The organism is Sphingobium yanoikuyae, assembly GCF_013001025.1.
In the GTDB taxonomy this organism is placed as follows: Bacteria; Pseudomonadota; Alphaproteobacteria; order Sphingomonadales; family Sphingomonadaceae; genus Sphingobium; species Sphingobium yanoikuyae_A.
Genome location: NZ_CP053021.1, coordinates 4,220,091 through 4,240,000, shown reverse-complemented (window position 1 = coordinate 4,240,000; position 19,910 = coordinate 4,220,091). Strand labels below are relative to the sequence as shown.

Below are 19,910 nucleotides of genomic sequence, written 5' to 3'. Positions count from 1 at the left end.
CCTATACTCATGAGTAGGTTGCGCCTGTTGCGATTTCTTGTCAACAGGCGGCATGGAGGAACAGCGAGTGTCGGCGAAAAGCGCAGTGGCGATCCCGTCTCCCTTCCGCACGCGGGAGGAGAAGGCGCGTGAGCGGGAGGAAAAGCGCGAGGCGGTACTGCGCGCGGCGGTGCGCATGTTCAACGCGCGCGGCTTCCATGCGACATCGCTGGACGATGTCGCCGCCAGTCTGGGGATCAGCAAGCCGACCATCTATCATTATCTGGGCAACAAGGAGCAGGTGCTGATCGAATGCGTCACCCGCGGCCTGGAGATGCTGCGTGCGGCGGCCGATGAGGCCCGCGCGGGGGAAGGCAATGGCCTGGCCCGGCTTGGCTATTTCCTGCGCCGCTATGGCGCGGTGATCATGGATGATTTCGGCGCCTGCGTGGTGCGGACGGGTGACGAATGCCTGTCGGCCGAAGGTGCGATCCTGTTCCGATCGCGCAAGCGCGACATCGACCTGTCCATGCGCGGGCTGATCGCCGACGCGGTGGCGGACGGGTCGATCGCCCCGGTCGACGTGAAGCTGGCCGCCTTCACCCTGGCCGGCGCACTCAACTGGGCGGCGCGCTGGCGCGATCCGGCGGGCGCGATGAGCGCCGAGGCGATCGCGGCGGCGCAGGTCGATCTGCTGATTGCCGGCCTCGCCCCGCGCGACTGAGGCCGGCCGGCTTTCTCCTGTCCGAATTGGTCAAGCGACGCGCCATGGCGCGCGCCTATGACCGGCCCATGGACAGACAGCCCGCCATGACGGGCGCGAAGGAGAGGGCCGGATGGATATTGCCGCCATGCCATTGCAGGCGATGCTGGACCGAGAGGCGATCCGCGATTGCCTCGCCCGGCTGGCGCGGGGTGAGGACCGGCGCGATGCCGATCTGGTCCGCGCCTGCTGCTGGCCGGATGGGAGCACCGACTATGGCGTGTTCGCCGGCGATTTCGACGCCTATCTTGCCTGGGTAGTGCCCGGCGCCGACGCGATCCTCTGCACCCAGCATCTGCTGGGGCAGAGCGTCATCGATCTGGCGGGCGACACGGCGCGGGTCGAGACGCAGGTCCAATCCTATCATCGCATCGACATGGGCGAGGCGCAGCGCGACGTCATGATCGGCGGCCGTTATCTCGACATTTTCGAACGGCGCGAGGGCCAGTGGCGGATCGCGCGGCGCACCATGCTCTATGACTGGTTGCAGGATATCGGCGTCTCAGCCGACTGGAGCCAGGGCGTGATGGGCATGGCGTTCAGCGCGCCGCATTTCACCGGTCGCGCGAACGGCGATCACAGCATGCGCTTCTTCGCGCGCGAGACGGATTGAGGGAGAGGATCATGAAACCGCTGGACGGCAAGGTCGCGATCGTCACCGGCGCGAGCCGGGGCATCGGCAAGGGGATGGCGCTGGCGCTCGCCGAGCAGGGCGCGACCGTCTATGTCACCGGGCGCACGGTCAATGTGGGCGACCATGAATTGCCCGGCACGGTCGGCGAGACGGCGGCGCAATGCGATGCGCGCGGCGGCCGGGGCATTGCGGTGCAGGTCGACCATGGCGATGATGCGCAGGTGGCGGCGCTGTTCGATCAGTTGCGGCGCGAGCAGGGGCGGCTCGACCTGCTGGTCAATAATGCCTTTGCGATCCCCGAGGATCTGACCGTGCCGGGCAGCTTCTGGGAAAAGCCCTTGTCCAACTGGGACATGGTCGATGTCGGCGTGCGCTCCAATTTCGTCGCGGCGCGCCATGCTGCGCAGATGATGGTGCCGCAGGGATCGGGGCTCATCGTGGCGATATCGGGCTATGTCGGGGTCACCTACACCTATGGCGTCGTGTTCGGCACAGCCAAGTCGGCGGTCGACCGGATGGCGCGGGACATGGCGATCGAGCTGCAGCCCCATGGCGTCGCTTCGCTCTCGCTATGGCAGGGGCTGACCATGACCGAGCGGGCACAGCGCAATATCGCCGCCAATCCGGCGATGAAGGCGCTGACCGTCACCAATCCGCTGGTCGGTTGCTCGCCCGAATTTCCCGGCCGGGTGATCGCCGCGCTGCTGGCCGATCCGGCGATCATGGCGCGATCGGGCGGCACCTTCATCACCGCGGAGCTGGCGCAGGATTATGGCATCACCGATGTCGACGGAAAGACCATCCCGTCGCTGCGGGCCGAGCGCGGCGCGCCGATCTGGCAGCCGATCGCCCCACGGACGGAGGCATAGGATGGACGCGGATCGCCAGGCGCGGATCGACGCGCTGCTCGACCGGCAGGATATTGTCGACTGCCTGACCCGGTTCAGCCGGGGTATGGACCGGTTCGACCGCGCCCTGTTCCTGTCCGCTTTCCATGACGATGCCACGGTCGCGGCGGGCAGCTTCGTCGGCGCGCCCGATGCGCTCTATGGCTGGGCCAGCGCCCTGCACGAGGGCGGGCAGGTGGCGACCCATCATAATCTGCTCAACATGACGATCGATATCGATGGCGACAGCGCCCATGCCGAAACCTATTATCTGTTCGTCGGCCGCAACCGGGACGAGAGCAATTGGATCGCCGGAGGCCGCTATCTCGATCGGCTGGAACGGCGCGATGGCCAGTGGAAGATTGTGCTGCGCACCAACATGATCGAATGGTCCGGGCTGGTGCCGACCCTGCCGCTGCCGTTCGGCGACGTGCTGGACCTGCATGCCAATGGCGCGCCGGCACGGGACAAGAGCGATCCCTCCTATCAGCGACCGCTGGCCAACCGGCGGGCGCCGCATATTCCCCAATAGCGCGCATCGCGGGGTCGATCCTTGGGCGGGGACATTCTGTCCACGTTGACGCCGCCTGCCGCGCATCCCACCTTCGCATCGAAATGGGGCCATGCTGCGTTGGACGCAGCGACGGGTGCGCCCTGTGCCCGCTGCCCTACATCCTGCCGAAGAAGGTGATCCGATGACCATAGCCCTTGCCGACCCCAGCCTGCTGCGCGAACAATGCTATGTCGACGGCCAGTGGATCGGCACCGCCAGCATCGACGTGACCGACCCGGCGACGGACGAGCGGCTGGCCGGCATTCCCGCGATCGACGAGGCGGGGACGCGCGCGGCGATCGAGGCGGCCGAGGCGGCACTGCCAGAGTGGAAGGCGAAGACGGCAGGCGAGCGGTCGCGCATATTGCGCCGCTGGTTCGAACTGCTGATCGAACATCAGGATGACCTGGCGATGATCCTGACCCGTGAACAGGGCAAGGCGCTGACCGAGGCCAAGGGCGAGATCGCCTATGCCGCCAGCTTCATCGAATGGTTCGGGGAAGAGGCCAAACGCATCTATGGCGAGATCATTCCCAGCCATCGCGCCGACAGCCGGATCGTCGTCATCAAGCAGCCGGTCGGCGTGGTCGCCGCGATCACGCCGTGGAATTTCCCCGCCGCGATGATCACGCGCAAGGCGGCACCGGCGCTGGCGGCAGGCTGCACCATGGTCTTGAAGCCCGCCACCCAGACGCCGCTGACCGCGCTGGCGCTGGCCGTGCTCGCCGAACGGGCGGGCGTGCCCAAGGGGGTGTTCAACGTCGTCACCGGATCGTCGCGGGTGATCGGCGCGGAACTGACCGGCAACCCGCTGGTGCGCAAGCTGAGCTTCACCGGATCGACCGAGGTCGGCAAGACGCTGATGGCGCAATGCGCGCCGACGATGAAGAAGCTGTCGATGGAGCTGGGCGGCAATGCGCCCTTCATCGTCTTTGCCGATGCCGATCTGGATGCCGCCGTCGAAGGCGCGATCGCGTCCAAATATCGCAACAGCGGCCAGACCTGCGTCTGCGTCAACCGCATCCTGGTGCAGCGCGACGTCGTGCCGGCCTTTGCCGAGAAGCTGAAGGCCGCCGTCGCGAAGCTGAAGGTCGGGCCGGGCACGGAAGCGGGCGTGACCCAGGGGCCGCTGATTGATGAGAAGGCGGTGGAGAAGGTCGAGGAACATGTCGCCGACGCGCTGGCCAAGGGCGGCACGCTGGTGAGCGGTGGGCATCGCCACGCACTGGGCCACAGCTTCTTCGAGCCGACCATCATCAGCGGCTGCACGCCGGAGATGAAGCTGGCCGACGAGGAGACGTTCGGGCCGCTTGCCGCGCTCTTCCTGTTCGACACGGAAGAGGAAGCGGTCGCGCTGGCCAATGCCACCGAAGTCGGCCTGTCGGGCTATTTCTACACCCGCGACCTGTCGCGCGCCTGGCGCGTGGGCGAGGCACTGGAGGTCGGCATGGTCGGCATCAATACCGGCCTCATCTCGACCGAGGTCGCGCCGTTCGGCGGCATCAAGGAATCGGGCATGGGCCGCGAAGGATCGCGCCATGGCATCGAGGACTATGTCGAGATCAAATATCTGTGCATGTCCGGGATCTGACGCAGACTATCGAAAGGGGATGATGATGGCGGGAGTGGTGGCGGTAACCGGTGCGGCCGGTGCGCTGGGCCGGGCGGCGGTGCAGGTGCTGCGCGCGGCCGGCTGGACGGTGGCGGGTATCGACCTGGGCGATGTGCCGGCCGATGGCGTCGACCTGGCGCTGGGCGGCATTGACCTGTCCGACGAGCAGGCGGTGGCCGGCGCGGCGGCGAAGATCGGCGAAGCGCTGGGCGGGCTCGACGGGCTGGTCAATATCGCCGGTGGCTTCAGCTGGGAGACGGTGGAGGATGGCTCGGTCGCCACCTGGGACCGGCTCTATGGCATGAATGTCCGCACCGCGCTGATCGCGACTCGCGCGCTGTTGCCGCTGCTGCGCGATGGCGGCGGGGCGATCGTCAATATCGGCGCGGCGGCCTCGGTTAAGGCGGCGGCCGGCATGGGCGCCTATGCCGCGTCCAAGGCCGGCGTGGCGCGCCTGACCGAGGCGCTGGCCGAAGAACTGAAGGATGCGGTCGTGCGCGTGAATGCGGTGCTGCCCAGCATCATCGACACGCCGGCCAACCGCGCCGACATGCCCGACGCGGATGCCAGCCGCTGGGTCTCGCCCGAGGCGTTGGGAGGGGTGATCGCCTTCCTGCTGTCGCCCGCCGCTGCGCCGATCACCGGCGCGCTGATCCCGGTCACTGGCCGGGTCTGATCGCGATCGACCGGTTGCCGTTGCAAGGCGCGCAACCGGTCGATGGCGTTTCGTGCAACTGGCCTTGGCGCCTTTGCATTTGCGAAAAAAGCCGGGGAGGACCAGATGAACCTCGATGCTGCGACGCAGCAATATTCTTGTCTGAGGTTCTTATGTTTTCGCTCATCTCGCTCTATTTCGCCTATCGCCGGGACGTCGTCACCGCCGAGCGTTATATCGCCGCGCTGACCCCCGCTGCCGAGCCGGTTTCGGCCGACGTCGTGACCTTCCCGGTCGCCAAGGAAGAAAAGCTGGCCCGCGCCGCCTGATCGGCGCGCTAGCTGACGACTGACTACCTCTCCCGCTGACTGCCCATTTTCAGGGCAGCGCCGCGGCCAGAAGGCCGCCAAGGGATCGCCACAGCGCTAACAGCGCCGGCCCGCCGCTCCGCCATTGCAAGTCAACATATGTGTTGATTAACAAAATGGCGAGAACAGCGATCCCCAGGAGAGGTCATGACCTGCAAGCCGACGCAGACGCCTGCGGCTGACACATTCGATATCCCGACCCTGCGCGAGAAATATCGCGCCGAGCGCGACAAGCGGATGCGCGCCGACCGGGAAGGCCAATATCAGCCGACCACCGACGACACGACGCACAGCTATGACGTCGACCCGCATATGCCGGTCGTCGCGCGTGACCCGATCGTCGAGGAACTGGATGTCGTGGTGCTGGGCGCGGGCTTTGCCGGCCTGCTCGCCGGCTATCACCTGACCAAACAAGGCGTCACCAATTTCCGCAATATCGACCATGGCGGCGATTTCGGCGGCGTCTGGTACTGGAATCGCTATCCCGGCATCCAGTGCGACAATGACGCCTATTGCTATCTGCCGCTGCTGGAAGAAACCGGCTTCATGCCGTCGAAGAAATTCGCCGACGGCGCGGAGATCCAGGCCTATTGCCGCCAGATCGCCGAAAGCTTCGGTTTCGCCGACAAGGCATTGTTCCACACCCTCATCACCTCGCTGAAATGGGACGAGACGATCCAGCGCTGGCGCGTCGGCACCAGCCGGGGCGACGAACTGCTGGCCCGCTTCGTGGTGATGGGCTGCGGCGTGCTCAACATGCCCAAGCTGCCCGGCATCGCCGGCATCAACAGCTTCAAGGGCAAGATCTTCCACACTGCCCGCTGGGACTATGATTATAGCGGCGGCAGCTACGCCAATCCGGTGCTCGACAAACTGGCCGACAAGCGCGTCGCCATCATCGGCACCGGCGCGACCGCGATCCAGGCGGTGCCCTATCTCGGCCGCTATGCCAAGCAGCTCTATGTCATCCAGCGCACGCCATCGACCGTGGACGAGCGGCCCAATCCGGCGACCGACGCCGACTGGGCGGCATCGCTCCAGCCCGGCTGGCAGGCCGATCGCCAGGCCAATTTCCACCGCGCCGCGATGGAATCCTTCGCGCCGGGCGAGCCGGACCTCATCTGCGACATCTGGACCGAGATTGCCCGCAACCTGTCGGCCGAACTGGAAGCCGAAGGCTGGCCGGAAATGTCGATCGAGCAGTTCATGGCCAAGCGCGAGGTGGTCGATTATCGCGTGATGGAGCGGCTGCGCGCCCGCGTCGACGAGATGGTCGATGACAAGGCGACGGCCGAGGCCCTGAAGCCCTGGTATCGCTTCCTCTGCAAGCGTCCGCTGTCGAGCAATGAGTTCTACCCGACCTTCAACCGGCCCAATGTCACGCTGATCGACGTTGCCGACAGCAAGGGGCTGGAGAAGATCACCGAGAAGGGCTTCGTGTCGGGCGGCGTCGAATATGAGGTCGACTGCATCATCTTCGCCAGCGGCTTCGAGGTGACGAGCGAGCTGAAGCGCCGCTGGGGCATCGATGCGGTCGAGGGACGCGATGGCCTGTCCATCTACGATCATTGGGCCAATGGCCCGCGCACCCTGCACGGCACCATGACCCATGGTTTCCCCAACCAGTTCTTCATCGGCTATATCCAAGGCGGCCTCAACGCCAGCGTGACCGAACAGTTCGGCCGCCAGGCGGAGCATATCGCCCATATCATCCATGCGGTGATGGATAAGGGCGCCAAGGTGGTCGAGACCACCCTGCAGGGGCAGGAGGATTATGTCCGCCATTTCGAGGAAATGGAAATCGACATGACCGCCTTCCAGCAGGAATGCACCCCCAGCTATTTCACCAATGAAGGCCAGGTGAAGGCGCCCTGGGCGCTGTTCCGCAGCTATGGGCCGGGCTGGGGCGCATTCCAGAAACTGGTGCAGGACTGGCGCGCGAAGGGCGATCTCGACGGCATGGAATTGCGGTCCTGAGCCATGGGCCGGATCGCCCCGGGGATGGTTCGTAGCGGTCGCCGCTCTTCCCTTGGGGCGCTCCCGCCAGTTGCGATAGGCAGGTTGAAAATATTGTCCTTGCGGACCCGGCGAGCGGACTCGCGGGCCGTACCCATCGGGCAACGCGGACGTTGCAGGAGGATGCCATGAGCAAGATCGACAATATCGATGTGGAGGCGCTGGCCAAGCCGCTGACCTACCCGACCGAGGCATTCCTGTCGAAGGACTATGCCCTGGCGGAGAAGGAGAAGCTGTGGCCCCATGTCTGGCAGATGGCGGCGCGGGTCGAGGAACTGCCCGATGTCGGCGACTGGATGACCTACGACATTTGCGACGAGTCGATCATCATCGTGCGGACCGCGCCCGACACGTTGCGCGCCTTCTTCAATGTATGCCCGCATCGCGGCCGCCAACTGGTCGATGTGCCCAAGGACGTGCATTCGGTGCGTGGCAAGAACCGGCGCAGCTTCGTCTGCGGCTTCCATGGCTGGACCTTCGATACAGAGGGTAACAACACCTACATCCTCGACCCGCAGGACTGGCAGGGCGCGCTCAATGCCGAATGCACCCGCCTGTCGGACGTCAAGATCGATATATGGGGTGGCTGGATCTGGATCCATATGGACCTCAATGCCGAGCCGCTGATCGATTTCCTGGGCGATGCCGGCCGCATCCTGTCCCACTTCGAAATGGACAAGATGCGCTACAAATGGCGCAAATGGGTGGTCTATCCGGCCAATTGGAAGACCGCGCTGGAGGCTTTCATGGAGCCTTATCATGTCGCGGGCACCCATACCCAGCTGCTCGATTATGGCGATTATTACGCATACAGCGCGGCCTATGGCCTGCATGGGGTGAGCGGTTTCGACCAGCGCGACCCGGCTTTCCAGATGAGCCAGAGCAGCAGCGTCACCCGCGCCGGCAAGGGCGATGATCCGCGCCGCTCCACCTATGAGCTGATCCGCGAAAATTACGAGACGCTGAACTATGCCGCCTCGACCGAGACCTTGGTCAATGCGGCGAGCCGGCTGGTCGACGAACTGCCCGAGGGCACGGCGGCGGGCGACGTCATCGCCCATTGGCTGAAATCCGCCAAGGCGGACGATGCCGCGCGCGGCGTCATCTGGCCGGAAATCCCGCCCGAGGTGATGGCCGAGGCGGGCCTCGCCTGGCACGTCTTTCCCAACATGTCGGTGCTGCAGGGGATCACCTTCGCCCTGTGCTACCGCACCCGTCCCTATGGCGACGATCCCGACATGTGCATCTTTGAATCCTACGCGATCGAGCGCTTTCCCGAAGGCGAAGTGCCGGTCACCGAATGGGAAGAGACGGAGGCTACCGCCGAGGGCTGGGGCGCCGTCCTCGCCCAGGATTTCTCGAACATGGAATGGGTGCAGAAGGGCATGAAGTCGCGCGGTTTCCGCGGGCCGCTGCCCAACCCCCACCAGGAACGCAAGATCACCAATTTCCACCGCAACCTAGCCACGTACATGGGTACGGGCGCACCGAGGTTACTCAAATGAGCTATGACGATCCCAAGCCCGCCGTCAACGTGAACGCCACCGACAAGAAGGGCACGCCGGTCTACAAGCGGATGCTGGACCTGTTCGAGGCCGAAGGCATCAACACGCTGTTCGGCATTCCCGACCCGAATTTCGTCCACATGTTCCTGGAGGCCGAACGGCGCGGCTGGACTGTGGTTGCGCCCCATCATGAGGCCGCTGCCGGCTTCATGGCCGAGGCCGCGTCGCGCATCACCGGCAAGCCCGCCGTCGCGATCGGCACGCTGGGGCCGGGCATCGCCAATATGGCGCCCGCCATCCAGTGCGCGCTGGTCGAAAATTCGCCGGTCATCTTCCTGTCGGGCCAGCGCGCCCGCGTCACCGAACAGCGCGTCCGTCGCGGCCGCATCCAGTTCGTCAAGCAGATGCCCCTGTTCGAGAATAGCGTCAAATATGCTGCCTCGATCGAATATGCCGACCAGACCGACGAGGTCGTGCGCGAGGGCATCCGCAAGGCAATGGGCGGCACTCCCGGCCCGGTCTATATCGAATATCCCAGCCACATCATCCTGGAGGAACTGGACCTTCCCGCGCCACTGGCGCCCGATCGTTATCGCCTGGTCAACCAGGGCGCCGACATCGACCGGGTCAAGGAAGCGGCCGACCTGATCCGCGCGGCCAAGAACCCGATCCTGCTGGTCGGCCATGCCGTCCACACCTCGCGCTCCGGCGCGGCGGTGAAGGAACTGGCGGACCTGATGAACTGCCCGGTGATCCAGACTTCGGGCGGCACCAGCTATATCAAGGGGCTGGAAGATCGCACCTTCCAATATGTCTTCTCCAAGGCGTCGATCGAGGCAGTCACGGAATCGGATCTGGTGCTGGCGCTGGGCACCGAACTGGGCGAGCCGGTCCATTTCGGCAAATGGCGCTACTGGATGAAGAATGAAGCGATCCGCAAGTGGATCTATGTCGAGCAGGATCCCGCCGCGATCGGCGTCAACCGCCCGATCGACGTGCCGCTGGTCGGCGACCTGCGCGGCGTCGTGCCGCAGCTGGTAGAGGCGCTGAAGGACACGCCGCGCGCCCCTGCGCCGATGCTGGAAGCCTTCATGCGCGACGGTCAGGCGGAACTGGACGAGCTGGCGGCGGAATCGCGCACCAAGAGCGACGGCACCGGCGACCTGCCGATCCATCCCGCCCGTCTGGCGGTGGAAGCGACCGAGGCCTTCCCCAAGGGCGGCATCCTGATCCGCGACGGCGGCGCCGGCGTGATCTTCCAGTGGACCTATTCGCAGTGCAAGCCGAACGACGTCATCTGGAACCAGAATTTCGGCCATATCGGCACCGGCATCCCCTATGCCACCGGCGCGATGCTGGCGGACAAGGCGGCCACCGGCGTCAGCCGTCCGGGCCTGTTGCTGACTTCCGACAGCAGCTTCATGTTCCATATCGCCGAACTGGAAGTGGCGGTGCGCACCAAGCTGCCGCTGGTCTGCGTCGTCGGCGTGGATAATCAGTGGGGCCTGGAAGTGGGCGTCTACAAGCGCACCTTCGGCCAGGGCACGGAAGAAACCGGCACCCATTGGAGCAAGGAAGTCCGCTTCGACAAGATCGGCGAGGGCTTTGGCTGCCACGGCGAATATGTGACCCGCGCGGAGGACATCAAGCCGGCGATCGCGCGCGCCTATGCCAGCGGCAAGCCGGGCGTCGTCCATGTCGTGATCGATCCCAAGGCCAATTCGGAAGAAATGCCGAAATATGCCGAATTCCGCACCTGGTATGCCGAAGGCACCCAGTAAAATGCCCTTCCTCCCCGGATAAGGGGAGGGGGGTCGCCGCAGGCGGTGGAGGGGTGTCTCCCTGGCGGACACACCCCTCCGTCTGGCCTTTGGTCAGCCACCTCCCCTTAACAGGGGAGGATTTTGGAGAGGATGGGACATCGACATGCGCGACTATCGGAACTTCTATATCGACGGCCAATGGGTCGCCCCGGTCGAACCGAAGACCGCGGATGTCATCAACCCCGCGACCGAGGCGGTGGCCGGTACCATCTCGCTCGGTGGCGTGGCCGATGTGAACAAGGCGGTCGCCGCAGCGCGCAAGGCCTTTGCCGGCTGGTCGCAGACCACGCGCGAACAGCGGCTCGACCTGCTGCTCTCCATCCAGGCCGAATATGCGCGGCGCCAGACCGAACTGGGCGATGCGATCATCGAGGAGATGGGCGCGCCGTCCTCGCTCGCCCATGGCTTCCATGTCGACTTGGGGGCCGGCCATCTGCAGACCGCGATCGAGGTGCTGCGCGAGTTCAAGTTCGACGAGCCGCATGGCGCGACGATGATCGCGCGCGAGCCGATCGGCGTCTGCGCCCTCATCACGCCGTGGAACTGGCCGATGAACCAGACCTGCGTGAAGATTTTCCCGGCGCTGGCCACTGGCTGCACCATGATCCTGAAGCCGCCACAACTCGCGCCCTTCTCGGCCCAGATCCTGGCTGAAATCCTCGATACGGCGGGCGTGCCGGCGGGCGTGTTCAACATGGTGCAGGGCAGTGGCAGCGTGATCGGCACCGCGCTGTCCACCCATGAGGATGTCGACATGGTGTCCTTCACCGGGTCGGAGCCGGTCGGTGTCCAGATCCAGAAGGATGCCGCGACCACGATCAAGCGGGTCGGCCTGGAACTGGGCGGCAAGAGCGCCTTCATCGTGCTGGACGATGACGCGCTGGCCGCCAATGTCGCGGGCGCGACCGGCGGCATGATGGGCAATTCGGGCCAGACCTGCAGCGCCGGATCGCGCCTGCTGGTGCCGGCAGCGCGCATGGATGAAGTGGTGGCCGCAGCCAAGGCGGCGGCGGACGCGGTGACGGTCGGTGATCCGACCGGCAATGTCGCCATGGGTCCAGTCGTGTCGAAGAGCCAGTACAACATCATCCAGGACTATATCCGCAAGGGCCTGGACGAGGGCGCGACCCTGATCGCCGGTGGCGCCGGTCGCCCGGACGGGATCGACAAGGGCTGGTTCGTGAAGCCGACCGTGTTCGTCGGCACCAATGACATGGTGATCGCGCGCGAGGAGATATTCGGCCCAGTGCTGGTGATCATCGGCTATGAGGATATCGATCATGCGGTCGATATCGCCAATGACAGCAATTTCGGCCTTGCCGGCTATGTCAGCGGCACCGATGTCGACCAGTGCCGTGCCGTCGCCCGACGGATGCGCACCGGCTGGATCAGCATCAATGGCGGGTTCGATTTCCATGCCCCCTTTGGCGGCTACAAGCGCAGCGGCAATGGCCGCGAATGGGGCGAGCATGGCTTCCTCGAATATCTCGAAGTGAAGTCGCTGCTGGGCTACGCCTGAGATGGCGGTCCAGTCCGGGCGTTATGGCGCCGCCAGTGCTGCTATCGCTGCCGAGGGCTGGACCCTCGCGCGGCTGACCCCGCCCAGTCGCCTGCACGGCGCCAATGGTCTGGCCACCGGACCGGACGGGCGTCTCTATGTCGCGCAGGTTGGTGGCAGCCAGGTCAGCGCGATCGATGTCGACAGCGGCGCGATCGAGACGATCAGCGCGATGGGCGGCGCCATCGTCGCCCCCGACGATCTGGTGTTCGACGATGCCGGCAACCTCTATCTGACCGAGATTACCGAGGGCCGGGTCGCGATGCGCACGCCATCGGGCGACGTGCGGGTGGTGCGCGGCGACATTCCGGTCGCCAACCCGATCACCTGGCATCAGGGCCGGCTGATCGCGGGCGAATGCCGGATCGGCGCGCGGATCATGGAACTGGACCTGGATGGCGGCGAACCGCGCATCATCCTCGACAATATACCGATGGCCAACGCCTTTCAGGTCGGGCCGGACGGCAAGCTCTATTTCCCGGTGATGGGCGCCAACGAGATTTGGCGGGTGGACCTGAATGGCGGTGCGCCCGAAGTGGTGGCCGGCGATCTGGGCGTGCCGGATTCGGTGAAGTTCGACAGCAAGGGGCGGATCGTCACGACCCAGGTGGCCAGCGGGCAGGTGCTGCGGCTCGACCTGGTGAGCGGCACGCGCGAGGTGCTGGCCGATCTTGGCCCCGGCCTCGACAATGTCAGCTTCATCGGCGACCGCATCTTCGTGTCGAGCATTCCGGGCGAGATCACCGAATTGCTGGGCGATGGCAAGGTGCGATCGGTGGTGCCGCGCGCGCTGCAATGGCCGCTGGGCCTCGCCATGGCTGCAGATGGCGCGTTGTTCGTTGCTGACGGCACCTTCGGATATACGCTGCGGTCCGGCGAGGCGCTGACCCTGGCCGGCATGATCTTCTACCCCGGCTGCCCCGGCTATATGCGCGGTGTCGCTGCGGGCGCGCAGGCGGGGGAGTGGATCATCAGCACCGGCCTTGGCGCGGTGGCGCGCTATCGGCCGGGGCAGGGGGAAAGCGATTTCCTCGCCTCCGGCCTCGACCAGTTGATGGGTGTGGCGGTCGCGCCGGGCGGCGCGGTGGTGGTTGCCGAATATGGCACCGGCCGGCTGCTCTCGATCGAGAATGGCGCGGTCGGCGAACTCGCGACCGGACTCGACAAGCCGATGGGCGTGGCGCTGGCGCCGGACGGGACAGCCTATGTCGCCGAGGCCGGGGCGGGGCGCGTGCTGCGCATCGCGGGCGGTCGCAGCGAGACGATCATCGACGGGCTCAGCCGGCCGGAAGGGCTGGCGATTGACGGCGGGCAATTGTTCGTCGTCGATACGCGGACCAAGACATTGATCGCCACCGACCTGTCGGGCGGCGCGCGTGCGACGATCGCCAGCGCCCTGCCGGTCGGCGCGCCCGCCGGCATAACGCCCAAATTCCTGGGCCCGATCGGCGACATGGCCGGGCCGATGATCAATTTCGCCGATGTGACGGCGGGACCGGACGGCACGCTCTATGTGTCGGGCGACGCCGAAGGGAGCGTGCTGGCGCTACGCCGCCGGTAAGGGACGGTCGCCGCTGAGCTGCTCGCTGAGCGCGTCCGCCGCCTCGACCAGCGCCTGTTGCAATGCGCCCAGCCCCTCGCGCTGCAGCGCGGCGCCGATGCCGATCGCGACCAGCGCATGGACCGGGCGGCCCGCGCCTTTCCACACCGGCGCCGAAACGACGGTGACGCCGGCAATATATTGCCCCTCGTCCACCGCGAAGCCCTGCGCGCGGGTCTGGCGCAATTGTTCCATCCAGTCGGCGAAGGGCGGCGGATCATCCCAGCGCAGCGTGTCGAACCGCGCCTTCAGTTCCTTCTCGCCATAATCGCCAAAGGCGGCGATGCAGCGGCCGGTGGCGCTGATGAGAGCGGGAAAGCGGCTGCCAACCTGGGCGCTCAATTGAAAGCCGCTGCCTGACTGCGCCATGGCGACGACAATCATATGATCGAGGCCCACCGCCTGCACCCCCAGCATGGTGAGGCCGAAGCGTTGGGCCAGCCGGTCGAGCACCGGCTGGGCAAGGTCATTGAAGGCGTCGCGGCGCAGCCAGTTGCGCGCCAGCGTCAGCACGCCGGCCTGCAGCGCATAGCGTTTGGTATCGGGATCGAAGGCGACCAGTTCCTCCTCCACCAGCGCGCGCAGCACATAGAGGCAGGTGCTGGGCACCAGCCCCAGTTCCTTGGCGATCGCCTGCACGCCGAGCGACCGGTCGCTCTTGCCCAGCAGGCGCAGGATCGCGGCGGCGCGGGCGATGGCGGGCGCCTTGCTCTCCTGCACGGCCTTGGCGACCTTGCGGACGGTGGAGGGCGGGCGGGGCGTCGTGCGGCTGTCGGTCATGGCATCATCCTATCGCGACGCCGATGGGCTGTCATTCGAAATATAGAACATAATTCACTATTTACAACAAATGAGTCGCTGTGACATCGCTTGTGGCAAGCAGCGACGGGCTTCCGACCCGTTCGCCCGGTTGAATACCGGACCGATGGGATGGGATGATGGCGAAGCTAACCGACTATCGCAGCTATGCCGATGCACAGGCACATGCGACCTCAGCGGCGCTGTGGGATCTGTTCGACGGCGACCGCGAAGACCTCAACATCGCCCATGAATGCATCACCCGCCATGCCGACGGATCGGGCCGTGCCGCCGTGCGCATCGCCCATGCAGATGGCCGGGACGAGATATTGAGCTTCGACGCGATCGCGGCGGGGGCTGCGCGCTTTGCCCATTGGCTCGATGCCGAGGGTATTCAGCCGGGCGAACGCATCGCCTTCATGCTGGAGCCTTCGCTGCCCTTCTATGTCTGCCTGTTCGGGGCGATGCAGACCGGCGCGATCTCGGTACCGCTCTTCACCCTGTTCGGCCCGGATGCATTGCGGCTGCGGGTCGATGACTGCAAGCCGACCATCCTCATCACCAATGCCGAAAAGGCGGAGCTGGCGCGCAGCATGGACGGCCCGCGCGTGATCGTCGCTGACGACGCATTGCTCGCCGACCTTGCCCGCTTCCCGGCGACTTACAGCCCGAAGACCAAGGCCAATGACCTGGCCGTCTTCCAATATACGTCGGGCACCACGCGCGAACTGCCGGAGGCGGTCAAGCACAGCCACCGCGCGCTGGTGACGTTGATGTTCGCCGCCCTCTACGGCACCGGCATCCGGCCGGGCGACGAGTTTTTCTGCCCCTCCTCGCCGGCCTGGGGCCATGGTCTGTGGCATGGCACGCTGGCGCCGCTGGGGCTGGGCGTGACAACGGGCACCTTTGCCGGTCGGTTCGATCCGGTGCGGCTGATGCAGGCGCTGGACGCTTATGACATCACCAACATGTCGGCCGCCGCGACCCATTATCGCATGATGAAGAATAGCGGCCGGGCCGCCGACTTCGCTTTCCATTTCGACAAGCTGTCCTACACCGGCGAGCCGATCGACCCGGCGACGCTGGAGTTCATCGACGCCCATTTCAAGGTGCCGGCCTGTTCCATGTACGGCACGACCGAGATTGGCGTGGTGCTGGTCAATTATCCCGGCGCGCAGGATTTCATTGTGAAGCCGGGTTCGCTGGGCAAGGCGGTGCCGGGCCAGAGACTGGAAGTGCAGCGCCCCGACGGCAGCGCCTGCGACCCCGGCGAGATTGGCGAGCTGATGCTGTGGCGCCGCGACCGGTGGGAAACCACCAAAGACCGGGCGAAGATCGACGCCGACGGCTATTTCTACCATTGCGGCCGCGCCGACGACGTCATCATCTCGGCCGGCTGGACGATGAGCGCGGTCGAGATCGAGAATACGCTGCTCAAGCATGAGGCGGTGCTGGAATGCGCGGTGATCGGCGTGCCCGATGACAAGCGCGGCCAGGTGGTGAAGGCCTTCATCATCCTCAATCGCGACGGCAGCGACGCGCTGGTCCGCGAATTGCAGGACTTCACCCGCGAAAAGCTCGCCCAGCATGAATTTCCCCGCATCGTCGAATTCGTGACCGACCTGCCCAAGACGCCGGCCGGCAAGGTCCACCGCAAGATATTGAGAGATCGTGAGGCCGCCAAGGCGGTCGAACTCGCCAACTGAAGTCAGGAGAAGAGAGATGGCAACATTGGCCGAAGCGCCCGTGAACAAATTCCCCAAGATCACCGAGGAGGGGCTGGACGACCTGCGCAAGCGCATCGGCGTCAAGATCGAGAATACGGTCGAACCGTGGAACTACGAAGCCACGCGCGACGCGATCCGCCACTATGCCCATGGTATCGGTGACGATAATCCGCTGTGGTGCGATCCGGCCTATGCCGAAAAGACCAAACATGGTTCGCTGGTCGCGCTGCCGAGCTTCCTGTTCACCACCAGCCGTATCATCTCGGGCTATTGCGGTGGCCTGTCGGGCGTCCATGCGATGTGGGCGGGCGCCGACTGGACCTGGCACAAGCCGGTGTTGCGCAACGACACCATCCGCACCGAGGCCTATTTGAAGGATCTGGTCGAGCATCAGACCAAGTTTGCCGGCCGCAGCTTCCAGCAGATCTACCATGTCGATTTCTTCAACCAGTCGGGCGACAAGGTCGCCGAAGGCGACAGCTGGGTGTTCCGCACCGACCGCGACGAAGCGCGTGAGCGCGGGACGAAGTACACCGAAGCCCGTGGCCGGGTGGAGCCCTTCACCGACGAACAGCTCGCCGAAATGTACAAGCTGTACGAGAAGGAAGAAATTCGCGGCGCCACGCCCCGTTATTGGGAAGATGTGCAGGTCGGCGACGAGCTGCCGCGCATGATGAAGGGGCCGATGACCGTCACCGGCTTCATCTGCTACGCGCAGGGCTGGGGCGGCCTCTATATCCGCGCCAACAAGCTGGCGTGGAAGATGCAGCAGAAGCATCCCGGCACCGGCATCAAGAACCGCTTCAACGTGCCCGACTGCCCGGAACGCGTCCATTGGGACGAGGCGTTCGCGCTCGAAGTCGGCGCGCCGGGCGCCTATGACTATGGTCCCGAACGCTGCAGCTGGCTGACCCATCAGGTCACCAACTGGATCGGCGACGACGGCTTCCTGCACAAGAGCAAGTGCCAGATCCGCCGCCACAATCCCGATGGCGACGTGATCTTCATCGACGGCAGCGTGATCCGCAAGTTCGAGGAGAACGGCAAGAAATATGTCGAGATCCAGCAGCGCGCGGAAACCCATCGCGGCGAAGTCTCGGCCTTCGGCACCTCGATTGCCGAACTGCCCAGCCGCCCGGCCTGATCCGGGCGCGGCGGGCCGTTCCTTCCCCCTGGGGAGGATTTGGGACGGAACGGCCTACCGAAAGATGCATGATGGACAGCCACCACAAGAATATATGGGGAGGGCCACTGGCCGGGGTGCGGGTGCTGGATTTCACCCGCGTCCTGGCCGGCCCCTCGGCTGCACTGGCGCTCGCGGATCTGGGCGCGGAGGTGATCAAGGTGGAGCCGCCGGGCAGCGGCGATGATACCCGCAGCTTTCCGCCGCTGCGTGAAGGCGAGAGCCATTATTTCCTCAGCGTCAATCGCGGCAAGAAGAGCATCGTGCTCGACTTGAAAGCCCCCGAGGGGCTGGCGATCGCCCGCGATCTGGCGGCCAAGTCCGACATCCTCATCGAAAATTACCGGCCCGGCGTGATGGACCGGCTGGGCCTTGGCTATGAGGCGCTGTCGGCGCTGAACCCCGGCCTCATCTATTGCGCCATTTCCGGTTTCGGCATGACCGGGCCGCTCAAGGATCGGCCGTCCTTCGACATCGTGTTGCAGGCCATGTCCGGCGCGCTCAGCGTCAATGGCGAACCGGGCGGGCTGCCGACCAAGCTCGGCATTCCGCTGGGCGATCTGGTTGGCGGCATCAACGGGCCGATCGCGATCCTCGCCGCCCTGCATGAGCGCCATGCCACCGGGCGCGGCCGGCTGATCGACATCAGCCTGATGGACGGGATGATCGGCCTGCTCGGCTATCTGGCGCAACTCAGCTTCTTCACCGGGCAGGATCCGGTGCCGCAGGGATCGCAGCATCCCAATCTCGTCCCCTATGGCGTCTTTCCGGCGAGCGACGGATCGATTGTCATCGCCTGCCTCACCAATCATTTCTGGGGCAAGATCTGCGCTGCGCTGGGGCTGGACGCGCTGGCCGACGATCCGCGCTACGACAGGCTCGACAAGCGGCGCGAACGGCGGGCGGAGGTGAACGCCCTGCTGTCGGCGGTGACCCAGACCCGTAGCGTGGCCGATCTCGCCGAGCTGTTCGCCGCGCATCAGGTGCCCCATGCGCCGATCCTGACCATCAGCGAGGCGCTGGCCCAGCCGCAGACGCTGGCCCGCAACATGGTGGTGGAGACCGAGCACAGGACGCTGGGCACGATCCCGATCGTCAACCGCCCCTTCCGCTTTCCCGGCGCCGAGCAGCCGGTGCCGAGCGCGCCGCCGGTGCTGGGCGAGCATAGCGACGCGGTGCTGGCAGAGCTTCTGGGGATGGATGCGCAGACCATCGCCCGGCTGCGCGACGCCGGGATCGTCGCCTGAGCGATCATTTGGCGGCACGCTTGGGGCGACGGGACTGCCGCCGCTAAGCTCCCCGCCAATCATCATCCGGGAGAGAGACTATCATGCTGCGATTTGACGACCGTGTCGCCCTGATCACCGGCGCCGGGCGTGGCCTTGGCCGGGCTTATGCGCTGCTGCTGGCGGCGCGCGGCGCGAAGGTCGTGGTCAATGATCCCGGCGTCAGCATGCAGGGTGAGGGGACCGACGCTGGCCCGGCCCAGTCGGTGGTGGACGAAATCCGCGCCGCCGGGGGCCAGGCGATCGCCTCGACCGACAGCGTCGCCACGCCCGAAGGCGGGCAGGCGATGATCGACCTTGCCCGCGACCATTTCGGCAGCATCGACATCCTTATCCACAATGCCGGCATCGTCCGGCGCGGCGGCCTGGCGGAACTCAGCTATGATGATTTCGAGACGGTGCTCGACGTTCATCTGCGCGGCGCCTTCCATGTCGTGCGCGCCGCCTTCCCGCATATGTGCGCGGCGAACTATGGCCGCATCGTCCTCACCGGATCGATCAACGGCCTTTATGGCAATGCCGGCGTGGTCAATTACAGCGTCGCCAAGGCCGGGATGATCGGCCTGTCCAACGTCGCCGCGATCGAAGGCGCGGCTCATGGCGTGAAGAGCAACATCATCCTGCCCGGCGCCGTCACCCGCATGGCCGAGGGTCTCGATACCAGCGCCTATCCGCCGATGGATCCGGAACTGGTCGCGCCGGCCGTCGGCTATCTTGCGCATCAGGATTGCGCGGTCAGCGGCGAGATGCTGATCGCCATGGCCGGGCGTGTCGCCCGTGCCTACACGATGGAAACGGTCGGCGTGTTCCAGCCCGACTGGACGATCGAGCAGATCGCCGATCGGCTGGAGGCGATCCGCGACACGCAGGACGCGCTGCTCTTCCCGCCGGTGCCGACCGGCCATCTCGACCATCTGCGCTATAGTTTTGCGATGGCCAGCGAGGGTGCAAAACAGGGCTGAT

Annotated in this window: 17 protein-coding genes; 16 read left to right on the top strand and 1 reads right to left on the bottom strand. The window is 65.6% G+C overall.

Features of this window, described 5'->3' with window-relative positions:
• The first annotated feature begins 67 nt into the window (after window positions 1-67).
• The 12 genes from HH800_RS20480 (at window position 68) to HH800_RS20425 (ending at window position 13,914) form a co-directional block, all read left to right on the top strand.
• Complete coding sequence (locus tag HH800_RS20480) at window positions 68-703, top strand: TetR/AcrR family transcriptional regulator (RefSeq protein ID WP_169863382.1); 636 nt, start codon at window positions 68-70, stop codon at window positions 701-703.
• Between the two features lie 112 nt (window positions 704-815).
• Window positions 816-1,355 (top strand): nuclear transport factor 2 family protein, encoded by a 540-nt coding sequence (locus tag HH800_RS20475; RefSeq protein WP_169862147.1) that lies wholly within the window; start codon window positions 816-818, stop codon window positions 1,353-1,355.
• An 11-nt stretch (window positions 1,356-1,366) separates the two neighbouring features.
• Window positions 1,367-2,245: an SDR family NAD(P)-dependent oxidoreductase gene (locus HH800_RS20470; protein WP_169862146.1), complete on the top strand. Its 879-nt coding sequence runs from the start codon at window positions 1,367-1,369 to the stop codon at window positions 2,243-2,245.
• 1 nt (window position 2,246) lies between these two features.
• The gene (locus tag HH800_RS20465) at window positions 2,247-2,795 is read left to right on the top strand and encodes a nuclear transport factor 2 family protein (RefSeq protein ID WP_169862145.1); all 549 of its coding nucleotides are present in this window, start codon (window positions 2,247-2,249) and stop codon (window positions 2,793-2,795) included.
• A gap of 163 nt (window positions 2,796-2,958) precedes the next feature.
• On the top strand, window positions 2,959-4,407 hold the full coding sequence (locus tag HH800_RS20460; RefSeq protein WP_169862144.1) for an NAD-dependent succinate-semialdehyde dehydrogenase: 1,449 nt from the start codon (window positions 2,959-2,961) through the stop codon (window positions 4,405-4,407).
• 19 nt (window positions 4,408-4,426) lie between these two features.
• A complete protein-coding gene (locus HH800_RS20455; RefSeq protein ID WP_169862143.1) occupies window positions 4,427-5,104 on the top strand; it encodes an SDR family NAD(P)-dependent oxidoreductase in 678 nt (225 codons plus the stop codon).
• Between the two features lie 137 nt (window positions 5,105-5,241).
• Entirely contained in the window at window positions 5,242-5,412 is a 171-nt protein-coding gene (locus HH800_RS20450) for a hypothetical protein (protein ID WP_155276487.1), read from the top strand.
• 186 nt (window positions 5,413-5,598) lie between these two features.
• Window positions 5,599-7,428, top strand: a complete 1,830-nt coding sequence (locus HH800_RS20445) for a flavin-containing monooxygenase (protein ID WP_048939201.1) — start codon at window positions 5,599-5,601, stop codon at window positions 7,426-7,428.
• A gap of 167 nt (window positions 7,429-7,595) precedes the next feature.
• Window positions 7,596-8,972 (top strand): aromatic ring-hydroxylating oxygenase subunit alpha, encoded by a 1,377-nt coding sequence (locus HH800_RS20440; RefSeq protein ID WP_004209075.1) that lies wholly within the window; start codon window positions 7,596-7,598, stop codon window positions 8,970-8,972.
• Window positions 8,969-10,753, top strand: a complete 1,785-nt coding sequence (locus HH800_RS20435) for a thiamine pyrophosphate-binding protein (RefSeq protein ID WP_169862142.1) — start codon at window positions 8,969-8,971, stop codon at window positions 10,751-10,753. Before HH800_RS20440 ends, HH800_RS20435 begins: the two co-directional genes overlap by 4 nt.
• A 145-nt stretch (window positions 10,754-10,898) precedes the next feature.
• On the top strand, window positions 10,899-12,314 hold the full coding sequence (locus HH800_RS20430) for an aldehyde dehydrogenase family protein (protein ID WP_169862141.1): 1,416 nt from the start codon (window positions 10,899-10,901) through the stop codon (window positions 12,312-12,314).
• Window position 12,315: 1 nt separating this feature from the next.
• Window positions 12,316-13,914, top strand: coding sequence for an SMP-30/gluconolactonase/LRE family protein (locus HH800_RS20425; protein ID WP_169862140.1), 1,599 nt, complete (start codon window positions 12,316-12,318; stop codon window positions 13,912-13,914).
• Here HH800_RS20425 and HH800_RS20420 read toward each other — a convergent pair.
• Window positions 13,900-14,733 carry an IclR family transcriptional regulator gene (locus HH800_RS20420; protein WP_169862139.1) on the bottom strand — a complete coding sequence of 278 codons (834 nt, stop codon included), beginning with the start codon at window positions 14,731-14,733 and terminating at the stop codon, window positions 13,900-13,902. The genes HH800_RS20425 and HH800_RS20420 overlap by 15 nt on opposite strands.
• Window positions 14,734-14,888: 155 nt before the next feature.
• On the opposite strand from HH800_RS20420, the gene HH800_RS20415 reads away from it, so the two are divergent.
• The 4 genes from HH800_RS20415 to HH800_RS20400 all read left to right on the top strand — a co-directional run bounded on the left by HH800_RS20415 (window position 14,889) and on the right by HH800_RS20400 (window position 19,909).
• On the top strand, window positions 14,889-16,457 hold the full coding sequence (locus HH800_RS20415) for an AMP-binding protein (protein WP_235681928.1): 1,569 nt from the start codon (window positions 14,889-14,891) through the stop codon (window positions 16,455-16,457).
• 16 nt (window positions 16,458-16,473) lie between these two features.
• Window positions 16,474-17,622, top strand: a complete 1,149-nt coding sequence (locus tag HH800_RS20410) for an FAS1-like dehydratase domain-containing protein (protein WP_010338881.1) — start codon at window positions 16,474-16,476, stop codon at window positions 17,620-17,622.
• A 68-nt stretch (window positions 17,623-17,690) separates the two neighbouring features.
• A complete protein-coding gene (locus HH800_RS20405; protein ID WP_169862138.1) occupies window positions 17,691-18,908 on the top strand; it encodes a CaiB/BaiF CoA transferase family protein in 1,218 nt (405 codons plus the stop codon).
• An 83-nt stretch (window positions 18,909-18,991) separates the two neighbouring features.
• Window positions 18,992-19,909, top strand: a complete 918-nt coding sequence (locus HH800_RS20400; RefSeq protein WP_169862137.1) for an SDR family NAD(P)-dependent oxidoreductase — start codon at window positions 18,992-18,994, stop codon at window positions 19,907-19,909.
• The last annotated feature ends 1 nt before the right edge of the window (window position 19,910 follow it).